Consider the following 13,266-nt stretch of genomic DNA (forward strand, 5'->3'; position numbering starts at 1 on the left):
CAGAAGTGAAACGCCGTAGCGCCGATGGTAGTGTGGGGTCTCCCCATGCGAGAGTAGGGAACTGCCAGGCATCAATTAAAGCCGAAAGCCCATCCTCACGGATGGGCTTTTTGCGTTTCTGCGTATTCTATCCCGTCTTTAAAGTTATCCCCCTAACCGATTCCATATACGGTAAACTATCCCGGTTTTTGCATCTGGATAGCGTCTATGAATCACTCCCTTAAGCCCTGGAACACCTTCGGTATTGACCGAAATGCCCGACAGATCGTGCGGGCCGACGATGCGCAGCAACTGCTGGCCGCATGGAATCACGCCACGCAACACCACCTCCCTGTTCTTATTCTGGGCGAAGGCAGTAACGTTCTCTTTCTGGAAGACTTTTCTGGTACGGTGATCGTTAACCGCATCAGCGGGATTAAAGTTGAAGAGGCGCAGGATTGCTGGCGTTTGCACGTGGGAGCCGGGGAGAACTGGCATCGCCTGGTGCAGTTTACCCTTGAAAATAATATGCCGGGTCTGGAAAACCTGGCGCTAATCCCTGGCTGTGCGGGTTCATCTCCTATTCAGAATATCGGTGCCTATGGCATCGAACTCAAACATGTTTGTGATTATGTCGACTGTATCGAGCTGGCAACGGGTAATCCGCTGCGTTTAAGTGCGGAACAGTGCCGCTTTGGCTATCGCGACAGCATTTTCAAACATGAGTATCAGGATAAATATGTCATCGTTGCGGTTGGTCTGCGCCTGACCAAAAACTGGCAGCCTGTCCTGACCTACGGCGATCTCACTCGTCTGGATCCTGCCACGGTCACTGCAAAAGAGATTTTCGACGCGGTTTGCCATATGCGAATGAGTAAATTGCCCGATCCGAAAGTGAACGGTAACGCCGGAAGCTTCTTCAAAAATCCGGTTATCTCCGGTGAAAAAGCCGAAACCTTACTCGCCCAGTGGCCGCAGGCGCCACACTATCCGCAGGCAGATGGCAGCGTTAAGCTGGCTGCGGGCTGGCTGATCGATCAGTGTCAGCTTAAAGGCACAACCTGTGGCGGCGCAGCGGTACATCGTCAGCAGGCCCTGGTGCTTATCAACGAAAACAATGCGACCAGCCGTGATGTCGTGCAGCTGGCCCATCAGGTGCGCCAGCATGTGGGTGAGAAATTTGATGTCTGGCTGGAGCCGGAGGTGCGCTTTATCGGCCATCACGGTGAAGTTAATGCGGTGGAGGCCATTGCATGAAGGATCATACCGTTCCCCTGAAGCTTATCTCTGTTCTGGCTGATGGCGATTTCCATTCCGGTGAACAGCTGGGCGAACAGCTGGGAATGAGCCGCGCCGCCATCAATAAACATATTCAGACCCTGCGTGACTGGGGAGTGGATGTCTTTACCGTGCCGGGCAAAGGCTACAGTCTGCCGGAGCCGGTTCAGCTCCTGGACGAAGCCTTTATCAGCGGTCAGATCACCGACAGCAGCGTTGCCGTTCTGCCGGTAATTGACTCTACTAACCAGTATCTGCTCGACCGGCTTGACACGCTACAGTCCGGCGACTGCTGCGTGGCAGAATACCAACAGGCGGGTCGTGGCCGCCGGGGACGTAAATGGTTTTCGCCTTTTGGTGCCAATCTTTATCTCTCCATGTACTGGCGTCTGGAACAAGGTCCCGCCGCCGCCATCGGCCTCAGTCTGGTGATTGGCATTGTGCTGGCAGAAGTGTTGCAGTCGCTGGGCGCCGACAAAGTGCGCGTGAAGTGGCCAAACGATCTCTATCTGAACGATCGCAAACTGGCTGGTATTCTGGTAGAACTGACCGGGAAAACCGGTGATGCCGCGCAGATCGTAATGGGTGCGGGGATAAATCTGGTGATGCGCAATGTACAGGCCGAAGATATTAATCAGGGCTGGATCAACCTGCAGGAAGCAGGGATCGCCATCGATCGCAATGTCCTTGCCGTGCAGGTGATTAACGAGCTACGCCATTCGCTGAAAATCTTCGAACAGGAAGGTTTAGCCCCGTTCCTGCCCCGCTGGGAAAAGCTGGATAACTTTGCTCACCGTGCGGTGAAGCTGATCATCGGCGACAAAGAGGTCTACGGCACGTCGCGCGGTATCAACGAGCAGGGCGCGCTGTTGCTGGAGCAGGATGGCGTGATTAAACCATGGGTCGGCGGCGAGATTTCACTGCGCAGCGCCGAATAAATTGCGGGGAGCCGCGGGCTCCCCGGTTCTTCAGCTATACCGCCGCCATCCCCCGTGCGAAGCGGCAACCAGAATAATCCCTAAACGCCTGGTTACACTCTCTTAAACAGTTCCCGATAAGGTATACTCTGAAAGCAGCAGGGTAACAGTTGATTAACCTGCCTTTCGCGTTTCTGGAGATCCATTTTGCGTGTCAGCCGCTCTTTAACTATCAAACAAATGGCGATGGTCACTGCCGTCACTATGGTGTTTGTTTTCGTCTTTTGCGTTATTTTGCTGTTTCATGCCATTCAGCAAAATCGCTACAACACGGCTACGCAACTCGAGAGCATCGCCCGCTCAATCCGTGAGCCTCTCTCTGCCGCTATTCTGAAGGGTGATATTCCTCAGGCGGAGTCCATTATCAAAAGCATCAAGCCGGCAGGGGTCGTCAGCCAGGCGGATGTTGTGCTGCCGAATCAGTTCCAGGCGCTACGCATGAACTTTATCCCGGAGCATCCGGTACCGGTGATGATGAAGCGGCTGTTTGAAATGCCGGTGCAGATCTCCCTTCCGGTCTATTCGTTGCAGCGTCCGGCGAACCCGCAGCCGCTGGCCTATCTGGTGCTACAGTCTGACTCCTGGCGGATGTACAAATTTGTCATCAGTTGGATCTCGACGTTGGTAACCACTTACTTATTGTTGACGCTGATGCTTACCGTGGCGCTGACCTGGTGCATAAACCGTCTCATCGTCCATCCGCTGCGTCGCATTGCCCGGGAGCTGGATACCCTCTCGCCGCAGCAACAGATGGGGCACCAGCTTGCCCTGCCGCGCCTGCATCACGACGACGAAATTGGCATGCTGGTCCGCAGCTACAACCTCAACCAGCAGCGTATGCTGCGCCAGCATGATGAGCTCAACCACAATGCCACCCGTTTCCCGGTGTCGGAACTGCCCAACAAGGCGTTTCTGATGGTGATGCTGGAGCAGGCGGTGAAGCGGCAGCAGACCATGGCGCTGATAGTGGTGGCCTGTGAAACATTGCAGGATACCGCCGGCGTGCTGAAAGAGAGCCAGCGAGAGATGGTCTTGCTGACGCTGGTTGAAAAGCTGAAATCCGTGCTTGCGCCGCGGATGGTACTGACGCAGGTAAGCGGCTACGACTTCGTGATTATCGCTAATGGCGTCAAGGAGCCGTGGCATGCCATCACATTAGGTCAGCAAGTGCTTACTGTTATCAATGAGCGGTTGCCGGTTCAGGGGATCCAGCTGCGCCCGAGCGCCAGTATTGGTATCGCCATGTTTTACGGCAACCTGACCGCAGAGCAACTTTACCGCCGGGCCTTTTCCGCCGCGTTTACCGCCCGGCAGAAGGGTAAGAATCAGATTCAGTTCTTTGAGCCCGAGCAGATGGAGAAAGCGCAGCAGCGGCTCTCAGAAGAGAACGATATTCTGACCGCGCTGGACAGCAACAATTTTGCCATCTGGCTACAGCCGCAGGTCGATCTGCGTACCGGTGAGGTCCATAGCGCCGAAGCGCTGTTGCGGATGCGTCAGCCCGATGGCAGTTGGGCGCTTCCGGAAGGGCTGATCGACCGTATTGAAAATTGCGGCCTGATTGTGACGGTGGGGCACTGGGTACTGGAAGAGTCCTGTCGTCTGCTGTCAGCCTGGCAGTCGCGTGGGGTGATGATGCCGCTATCGGTTAACCTGTCGGCGCTCCAGCTAATGCACCCCAACATGGTTCCGGACCTGCTGGCGATGATTCTCCGCTATCGGATTAAGCCGGATACCCTCATTCTGGAAGTGACCGAGAGCCGCCGAATTGACGATCCTAACGAAGCGGTAGCGATACTCCGCCCGCTGCGGAATGCCGGGGTGCGCATCGCGCTGGACGATTTTGGCATGGGATACGCTGGTCTGCGCCAGCTGCAACATATGAAAACCCTGCCGGTAGACGTACTGAAGATTGATAAGGCGTTTGTGGAGGGGCTGCCGGAAGACAGCAGCATGGTCGAGGCGATTATCCAGCTGGCGCGTAGCCTGAAGCTGAGCATTATTGCCGAAGGGATCGAAACCGAAGCCCAGCGTCATTGGCTGGCCGATGCCGGGGTAGAGTGCGGGCAAGGATATCTGTTCGATAAAGCCGTTCCTGGCGATATTTTTGAGAGTCGCTATCTTAAACACAATGCCAATAGCGCTGATGACTGAAATGTTGCTGGATTGTGCGAGTCAGCTCAAATTTCTTAACATTTGCGTTTCAATTTCAGCCTGAACTTCTATCTGTCCTGATTTATGGGTGGTATTTTAAGGCCGCAGGTAACGGGTAACCCTACATTTCCTGCGGCTTTTCTTCCCAAGGACATCTTATGAAAACCTCTCTCTTCAAAAGTCTTTACTTTCAGGTATTAACCGCCATTGCCATTGGTATTCTGCTTGGTCATTACTACCCTGAATTAGGCGCCCAGATGAAACCGCTTGGCGATGCTTTCGTTAAGCTGATTAAGATGGTGATCGCGCCGGTTATTTTCTGCACCGTCGTGACCGGTATCGCAGGCATGGAAAGCATGAAAGCCGTTGGCCGTACGGGTGCAGTGGCGCTGCTCTATTTCGAAGTCGTCAGTACCCTCGCGCTGATCATTGGTCTGGTGATTGTTAACGTCGTGCAGCCCGGCGCGGGCATGAACGTTGACCCCTCGACGCTGGATGCGAAAGCGGTGGCGGTCTACGCCGAGCAGGCGAAAGATCAGGGTGTGGTCGCCTTCCTGCTGGATGTGATCCCCGGCAGCGTAATTGGCGCCTTCGCCAGCGGGAATATTCTGCAGGTGCTGCTGTTCGCCGTGATGTTTGGTTTTGCCCTGCATCGCCTCGGCAGCAAAGGTCAGCTGATTTTTAACGTTATTGAAAGCTTCTCGCAGGTGATTTTCGGCATCATCAACATGATTATGCGTCTGGCACCCATTGGCGCCTTCGGGGCAATGGCCTTCACCATCGGTAAATATGGTGTCGGTACCCTCGTGCAGCTGGGCCAGCTGATCGTCTGCTTCTATATCACCTGTATACTGTTTGTGGTGGTGGTGCTGGGCAGCATCGCCCGCGCGACCGGCTTCAGCATCTTCAAGTTCATTCGCTACATCCGTGAAGAGCTGCTGATTGTGCTGGGCACCTCCTCATCCGAATCGGCGCTGCCGCGCATGCTCGATAAGATGGAGAAGCTGGGCTGCCGTAAATCGGTCGTCGGGCTGGTGATCCCCACCGGCTACTCCTTTAACCTGGATGGGACATCGATCTACCTGACGATGGCGGCGGTGTTTATCGCCCAGGCCACTAACAGCCATATGGATATCTTCCATCAAATTACGCTGCTGGTTGTGCTGCTGCTCTCCTCAAAAGGGGCGGCTGGGGTCACGGGGAGCGGATTTATCGTCCTGGCGGCAACCATTTCCGCGGTGGGACATCTGCCGGTGGCCGGCCTGGCGTTGATCCTCGGTATCGACCGCTTTATGTCTGAAGCCCGTGCGCTGACCAACCTGGTCGGTAACGGCGTGGCAACAGTAGTCGTGGCGAAGTGGGTAAAAGAGCTGGACCACAAAAAGCTCGACGATACGCTGAATAATCGTGCGCCAGACGGCAAAACACACGGTTTGTCCTCCTAAAATCTTCCCTCAGGCCCGCATTCCCTTGTCGGGGTGCGGGCTCCTGCGCATAATGGCCCAGCATACTTGTCATAATTCGATAAGATTTATTTCGGGTAAATTTCACTTCATGCCGTGACGTTTCGTTTCATGCGCGGTCTAATCGGAGTGTTTTGTACATCATATTTAGAGTGCGACAGGGCGTGTGGCACTCTTTGTTACCAGGAATGTTGATCAGGGGTTCACATGCAGGGCACAAAAATTCGACTCTTAACCGGCGGTTTGCTCATGATGGCAGCAGCCAGTTACGTGCAGGCTGACGCGCTCCAGCCGGACCCGGCCTGGCAACAGGGAACGCTGTCTAACGGTTTTCAGTGGCAAGTTTTAGCCACCCCACAGCGCCCCAGCGACCGCATTGAAATCCGCCTTTCCGTCAATACCGGCTCCCTGACCGAGAGTACGCAACAGAGCGGTTTCAGTCATTTCCTGCCCCGACTGGCTCTGACCCAAAGCGGTAGCCTTCAGGCTGTACAGGCCCGTTCACTGTGGCAACAGGGTATCGATCCGAAACGCCCGCTGCCGCCTGCTGTCGTCTCCTACGACTACACCATGTTTAACCTCAGCCTGCCAAACAACCGCAACGATCTGCTTAAAGAGGCGCTGACCTGGCTGTCAGATACCGCCGGTAACGTGTCCATTACCCCTGAGACGGTGAATTACGCCCTGAGCAACAGCGACATGGTGGCGACCTGGCCTGCGGATACCAAAGAGGGCTGGTGGCGCTATCGTCTGAAAGGTTCGGCGCTGCTGGGCCACGATCCGGCAGAGCCGCTAAAGCAACCGGTTGATATTGAACAGGTGAAGTCGTTCTACCAGACCTGGTATACCCCGGATGCCATGACCCTGATTGTGGTCGGTAACATTGATAGCCGCGCGGTGATTGAGCAGATTGGCAAAACCTTCGGCGAGCTGAAAGGCAAACGTAACACGCCAGCGCCGGTGCCAACGCTTTCACCTCTGCGCGCAGAGCCGGTGAGCATCATGACCGATGCCGTGCGCCAGGATCGTCTCTCCATCATGTGGGACAGCCCGTGGCAGCCGATTCGTGAGTCTGCCGCGCTGCTGCGCTACTGGCGCGCCGATTTAGCCCGTGAAGCGCTGTTCTGGCATGTTCAGCAAACCCTGAGTAAGAACAACGCCAAAGATATTGGTCTGGGCTTTGATTGCCGGGTGCTGTTCCAGCGCGCCCAGTGCGCCATTAATGTTGAGTCGCCGGGCGACAAGCTGAACGCCAATATGGCGATAGTGGCAAAAGAGTTGGCGAAAGTACGTGATAATGGCCTGAGCGAAGAGGAGTTCAACGCGCTGGTGGCGCAGAAAAATATTGAGCTGCAAAAACTGTTCGCCACCTATGCCCGTACCGATACCGATATCCTGATCAGCCAGCGTATTCGCTCCCTGCAAAATCAGGTGGTGGATATCGCGCCGGAACAGTATCAGAAGCTGCGCCAGGATTTCCTTAACAGCCTGACCGCGGATATGTTGAGCCAGGATCTGCGTCAGCAGCTTTCTCAGGATATGTCGCTAATTTTAATGCAGCCGAAAGGTGAACCTGAATATGATATGAAGGAGCTGCAGGCGACGTGGAACGACATTATGGCACGCGCGCAGTAAAAGGAAAAAGGCAACGTAAGTTGCCTTTTTTAATGGATAGAGCCCTTAAGCAGGCATCGCTTCGCGTGGAATGATGGCGCCGCGATACTGGATCACCGTGCTGGCGGTCAGGTGGCCGCGCTGCGCTGCCGCTTCCGGCGTACCGCCCGTCAGACGCACCGCCAGATAGCCGGCGCTGAAGGAGTCACCCGCCGCGGTCGTATCAATCACTTTCTCTTTCGCCAGCTTCACCGCAGGTACTTCGATAACCGCTTCTCCGGCGATCGCCACCAGGCAGGAATCTGCCCCGCGCTTAATTACCACTTCGCTGACACCGGCGGCCTGCGTACGCGCAATCACCTCATCAACCGGCTTCTCGCCCCACAGCGCATCTTCGTCGTCGAGGGTTAAGAAAGCGATATCGGTGCATTCCAGCATCTGGCTATAGACCTGCTGCGTCTCTTCGCGGCTGGCCCACAGGCGTGGACGGTAGTTGTTGTCGAAAATCACCTTCCCGCCGTTGGCGCGGCATTCGCGCAGCAAGGAGAGCAGTTTTTCACGGCTGCTCTGGCTGAGGATCGCAAGGCTGATGCCGCTCAGATAGAGGTAGTCGAAATGGGCCAGCGTTTCGCAGATCTGCGCCGCGCTGTCGCTCTCCAGCCAGAATTTGGCGGCAGCTTCGTTACGCCAGTAATAGAAGGTGCGCTCGCCGGTGCTGTCGGTCTCGATGTAATAGAGGCCCGGCAGGCGGTTTTCCATCCGCTGGGTCAGGGAAGTATCGACATTTTCACTCTGCCATGCGTCCAGCATCTGCTGGCTGAAATTGTCGGTGCCCAGCGCCGTAACATAGTTTACCGCCAGCGCGTCAGCATCGACCTGACGAGCAATATATACGGAGGTATTTAAGGTGTCGCCACCAAAGCCGCGGCTGACTTCCGCGCCTTTCTGGGAGAGTTCGATCATACATTCGCCGATCACGGCAATTTTTTTGGACATAGTCGTGAACCTGGATAATTAAACTGCGGTTAGTTTGCGCTGGAGGCCGGAAGCGGTCAACTGTATTAAAACGACGTTCCATTATTTTTTTGAACTCGGACAAGTTCCTGACGGGTTTGATATCTCAGATTTTCATTTTCGTCCGCAACCGGACATAAAGTTCTCTTACCAGGAGCCGATAATCCTTTGACCAGTCCCGACAGGCTCTTTCCCATTCAACAGGACATCTGAAATGAAGTTAAGGCAGGACATCCAGCTGCTGAGCATCCCTGAAGCGAGTATTGAGAACTTACAGGAACACCGCTACTGGCTGCAATGTGAGCGCGCTTATACTTATCAGCCGATCTACCGTACCGACGGTAAGCTGATGGCGATTGAGATCCTGACCGTCGTGACCCATCCTTCAAACCCGGCACAGCGGATTGCACCGGATCGCTACTTCGCGGAAGTCCCCGTGCGTCATCGTCTGGATATCCTGGAGGAGCAGCTCGCCATGCTGGCGGTGAGACAAAACTTTTTCGCCGACAACAACATTCTGGCTTCGGTTAACGTCGATGGCCCAACTCTGCTGGCGGTGCGGCAGGATGAGAGCCTACAGAAGCTGATCCAGCGGCTGCCGTGGCTGCGCTTTGAGCTGGTGGAGCACGTTCGTCTGCCGCAGGACTCCTCGTTTGCCACCATGTGTGAGTTTGGCCCGCTGTGGCTGGACGACTTTGGCACCGGTATGGCGAACTTCTCCGCCCTGAGCGAAGTGCGTTACGATTACATCAAAGTGGCGCGCGATCTGTTCATTATGCTGCGCCAGACGCCGGAAGGGCGCAATCTGTTCACGCTTCTGCTGCAACTGATGAACCGCTACTGCCAGGGGGTTATCGTCGAAGGCGTCGAGACGCTGGAAGAGTGGCGCGATGTACAGAACTCACCCGCCGCTGCCGCCCAGGGCTATTTCCTCTCCCGCCCGGTGTCGATGGAGACGCTCGACAACGTAATCATCACCCTGTAAAACCCAGCAGCTTCCCGTAATAGCGCGTGGTTAACGCGTTATTACCGGACGCTGCCGCCCCCTTTCCGCATGCCTGGACTATATTCATGAAAGGCAAGTGATTACTGAAAGGGAGTATGGGATGACAAAAACAGCGAAGATTATCACCTGGACAGGGGGAGTCTTCTTGTTGCTGATTGTGGTGCTGATTGTCGTGATCGCGACATTTGACTGGAACCGCCTCAAACCGACCATCAACCAGAAAGTCTCGACCGAACTTAACCGTCCTTTCGCTATTCGCGGGGACTTGGGCGTGGTATGGGAGCGGCAGAAGGGCGAAACGGGCTGGCGCAGCTGGATACCCTGGCCGCACGTTCACGCTAACGACGTTATTCTCGGCAACCCGCCGGACATTCCTGAAATCACCATGGTGCATCTCCCGCGCGTGGAGGCCACCCTTGCGCCGCTGGCACTGCTTACCAAAACGGTCTATCTGCCGTGGATCAAACTGCAACAGCCAGATGCCCGGCTGATCCGCCTGTCGGAGAAGACCAATAACTGGACCTTCGATCTGGCAGGCGATGATAAAGAAAAAGATCCTGATGCCCAGCCTTCGTCCTGGTCTTTCCGCCTCGATAATATTCTGTTCGATCGTGGGCGGATCGACGTGAACGACGCGGTCAGCAAAGCACAGATGGAGATCTTCGTCGATCCGCTGGGCAAGCCGGTACCCTTCAGCGAAGTGACTGGCGATAAAGGCAAAAAGGATAAGGTCGGCGATTACGTCTTTGGCCTGAAGGCGGAAGGGCGCTACAACGATCAGCCGCTGCGCGGCACCGGTAAAATTGGCGGTATGCTGGCGTTGCGCAGCGAAGGCACCCCCTTCCCGGTGCAGGCTGACTTCCGCTCCGGCAATACCCGGGTGGCTTTTGTCGGTACGGTGAACGACCCAATGAAGATGGGCGGCGTCGATCTGAAGCTGAAATTTGCCGGGGATTCGCTGGGCGAACTTTATGAGCTGACCGGCGTACTGCTGCCTGATACGCCGCCGTTTGAAACCGATGGTCGGCTGGTGGCGAAGATCAATTCGGAAGAGGCCTCGGTCTACGATTACCGCAACTTTAATGGCCGGATCGGTGACAGCGATATCCACGGTTCGCTGACCTACACCACCGGCAAACCGCGGCCGAAGCTGGAAGGGGATGTGGAGTCGCGTCAGCTGCGGCTGGCGGACCTCGGGCCGCTGATTGGCGTCGACTCCGGTAAAGGCACCAAAGCGGAGGAGGTACGCAAGCAGGCACCGCCGTCCGGCAAAGTGCTGCCGAACGACCGCTTCGAAACCGATAAGTGGGACGTAATGGATGCGGACGTGCGCTTCAAAGGGCGGCGGATCGAGCATGGCAGCAGCCTGCCTATCAGTAATCTTTCTACCCATATCCTCCTGAAAAACGCCGACCTGCGTCTGGAGCCGCTGAAGTTTGGTCTGGCTGGCGGCACCATCTCCTCAAATATCCATCTTGAAGGCGATAAAAATCCGATGCGGGGCCAGGCCGATATTCAGGCGCGACGGCTGAAGCTGAAGGAGCTGATGCCGGATGTGGAGCTGATGCAGAAAACCCTGGGGGAGATGAATGGCGATGCCAAAATTCGCGGTACCGGCAACTCTGTTGCGGCCCTGCTGGGGAACGGTAACGGCAATCTGAAGCTGCTGATGAACGACGGGCTGGTGAGCCGTAACCTGATGGAAATTCTGGGTCTGAACGTCGGGAACTTCATCGTCGGCCAGATCTTTGGCGACGACGAGGTGCGGGTAAACTGCGCAGCGGCCAATATTGACCTGGTCAACGGCGTCGCACGGCCGCAGATTTTCGCCTTCGATACTGAAAACGCGGTGATCAACGTCACCGGCACCGCCAGTATGGCCTCGGAACAGCTGGATCTCACCATCAACCCGGAAAGTAAAGGCATTCGCATCGTGACGCTGCGCTCGCCGCTGTACGTGCGTGGTAGCTTTAAAGATCCGGATGCGGGGGTGAAGGCGGGGCCGTTAATTGCTCGTGGTGCGGTGGCCGCTGCGCTGGCGACCCTGGTTACCCCTGCTGCAGCGCTGCTGGCGCTCATCTCGCCGTCTGAGGGGCAGGCCAATCAGTGTCAAACCATTCTGTCGCAGATGAAGAAATAGTGGGAGGCTTTGCCCGGCCTACAGGAGAATGTAGGCCGGGTAAGCGCAGCGCCACCCGGCATTAAGGATCACAATGACTGATGGCGAGTCTCGTGAGTCAGCAGCAGCGCAATCAGCGTCAGTGCCGCCATCGCCGCCAGGTAGATCCCTACGTATTGCAGACCGTAATTCGCCTGTAACCAGGTAGCGATATACGGCGCCACGGACGCACCCAGAATCGAAGAGACGTTATAGGAGAAGGAGGCGCCCGTGTAACGCACTTCGGTCGGGAACAGCTCTGGCAGCAGCGCGCCCATCGGACCGAATGTCAGCCCCATCAGGCTCAGGCCAATCAGCAGATACGCCATCACCAGCGCCGGATTACCGGAACCGAGCAGCGGCGGGAAGACGAACAGCGCAAACAGAATAATCAGCGAAGTGATCACAATCATGCTCGGGCGACGGCCAAAACGGTCGGCCAGCAGGCCCGCAATCGGCACCATCACGCCAAAACCGATAACCGCCATCATCAGCATCCACAGCACTTCGTTACGCGGCAGGCCCAGGCCCACCGGCGCAGGCGTGGTGCTGAAGGTCATGGAATAGACGGTCATGATATAGAACAGCGTGTAGGTCGCCAGCATGATGAAGGTGCCGAGCACGGTCACGCGAACGTGTTTGGTCAGCAGCGTGCCCAGCGGGATTTTTACCTGTTTTTTCGCGGCGGCCACTTTGGCAAACACCGGGGTCTCGTGCAGGGAGACGCGCACATAGAGGCCAATCAGCACCAGCACCGCCGAGAAGATAAACGGAATACGCCAGCCCCAGGTCATGAACTGCTCGTCAGTCAGCAGCCAGGAGAGCAGCAGGAAGGTGCCGTTGGCAAAGAAGAAGCCAATCGGCGCGCCCAACTGTGGGAAGGATCCATACAGCGCACGTTTGCGTGGCGGGGCATTTTCGGTGGCCAGCAGCGCCGCTCCGCCCCATTCCCCGCCCAGTCCCAGACCCTGGCCAAAACGGGCCAGCGCCAGAAGCAGCGGGGCCAGAATCCCGATGGTTTCATAGGTCGGCAGCAGGCCGATGGCAACGGTAGAGATACCCATGGTCAGCAGCGAAGCAACCAGGGTTACCTTACGCCCGACGCGATCGCCGAAGTGACCGAACAGGGCCGAGCCGATAGGGCGCGCAACAAAGGCGATGGCGAAGGTTGCCAGCGACTGTAGCGTGGCCGCCGTCGGGTCGCCCTGCGGGAAGAAGATATGCGGGAAAACGATAACCGCAGCGGTGGCGTAAATATAGAAGTCGAAGAATTCAATGGCGGTGCCAATCAGTGACGCGACGACGACTTTATTGCGCGAGTTAACCGGGGCGTTTTCCTGCTCTGAATTAAGTGTTGTGGCTGTGGCTTGCATAAACTTTTCTTATTTTTGGCGAACGAAAGGCCATATTACGCACAGCAAAAGCGATATTTCAATCTGTAACAAACGCAGCGGCCGGTGAAAAAGCGAGCAAAAAGCGGATAATTTTCGGACCAGAAGAATCACATCTATGAAATGCTTCACAGAAATAAAAAGTTGGAATATATAACTGGTTTTCGGTTAAATAAAAGTTACAGGCTGGATTTATATGCTGAAATGATGAATCGGGCTGATATATTTCATT

8 protein-coding genes and 1 pseudogene are annotated in these 13,266 nt (G+C 55.9%); 7 read left to right on the forward strand and 2 right to left on the reverse strand.

The annotated features are described in order from the left end of the window. Nucleotides 1-207: 207 nt before the first annotated feature. From murB to ACOKCT_RS21940, 5 genes and pseudogenes are all read left to right on the forward strand, one after another. Nucleotides 208-1,236: a UDP-N-acetylmuramate dehydrogenase gene (gene murB, locus ACOKCT_RS21920; RefSeq protein WP_103177407.1), complete on the forward strand. Its 1,029-nt coding sequence runs from the start codon at nucleotides 208-210 to the stop codon at nucleotides 1,234-1,236. After that, nucleotides 1,233-2,195: a bifunctional biotin--[acetyl-CoA-carboxylase] ligase/biotin operon repressor BirA gene (gene birA / locus ACOKCT_RS21925; protein ID WP_156655347.1), complete on the forward strand. Its 963-nt coding sequence runs from the start codon at nucleotides 1,233-1,235 to the stop codon at nucleotides 2,193-2,195. Before murB ends, birA begins: the two co-directional genes overlap by 4 nt. Nucleotides 2,196-2,381: 186 nt before the next feature. Continuing rightward, nucleotides 2,382-4,388 (forward strand): biofilm formation regulator HmsP, encoded by a 2,007-nt coding sequence (gene hmsP, locus ACOKCT_RS21930; RefSeq protein WP_210406389.1) that lies wholly within the window; start codon nucleotides 2,382-2,384, stop codon nucleotides 4,386-4,388. Nucleotides 4,389-4,546: 158 nt separating this feature from the next. After that, on the forward strand, nucleotides 4,547-5,833 hold the full coding sequence (dctA, locus tag ACOKCT_RS21935; protein WP_114316450.1) for a C4-dicarboxylate transporter DctC: 1,287 nt from the start codon (nucleotides 4,547-4,549) through the stop codon (nucleotides 5,831-5,833). A gap of 225 nt (nucleotides 5,834-6,058) precedes the next feature. Further along, nucleotides 6,059-7,471 (forward strand): annotated as a pseudogene (locus ACOKCT_RS21940) (M16 family metallopeptidase); the annotation flags it as partial. Nucleotides 7,472-7,531: 60 nt separating this feature from the next. On the opposite strand, the gene ACOKCT_RS21945 reads toward ACOKCT_RS21940, so the two are convergent. Next, complete coding sequence (locus tag ACOKCT_RS21945) at nucleotides 7,532-8,461, reverse strand: sugar kinase (protein WP_103824715.1); 930 nt, start codon at nucleotides 8,459-8,461, stop codon at nucleotides 7,532-7,534. Nucleotides 8,462-8,693: 232 nt separating this feature from the next. Here ACOKCT_RS21945 and pdeH point away from each other — a divergent pair, with 232 nt between their 5' ends. Continuing rightward, complete coding sequence (pdeH, locus tag ACOKCT_RS21950) at nucleotides 8,694-9,464, forward strand: cyclic-guanylate-specific phosphodiesterase (RefSeq protein WP_103177401.1); 771 nt, start codon at nucleotides 8,694-8,696, stop codon at nucleotides 9,462-9,464. Between the two features lie 121 nt (nucleotides 9,465-9,585). Next, nucleotides 9,586-11,625, forward strand: coding sequence for an AsmA family protein (locus ACOKCT_RS21955; RefSeq protein ID WP_156655344.1), 2,040 nt, complete (start codon nucleotides 9,586-9,588; stop codon nucleotides 11,623-11,625). A gap of 68 nt (nucleotides 11,626-11,693) precedes the next feature. Here ACOKCT_RS21955 and ACOKCT_RS21960 read toward each other — a convergent pair whose 3' ends face one another. After that, nucleotides 11,694-13,016 (reverse strand): MFS transporter, encoded by a 1,323-nt coding sequence (locus ACOKCT_RS21960; protein ID WP_103177399.1) that lies wholly within the window; start codon nucleotides 13,014-13,016, stop codon nucleotides 11,694-11,696. Between the last annotated feature and the right edge of the window lie 250 nt (nucleotides 13,017-13,266).

Source organism: Leclercia sp. M-A074-M, assembly GCF_965195605.1.
In the GTDB taxonomy this organism is placed as follows: Bacteria; Pseudomonadota; Gammaproteobacteria; order Enterobacterales; family Enterobacteriaceae; genus Enterobacter.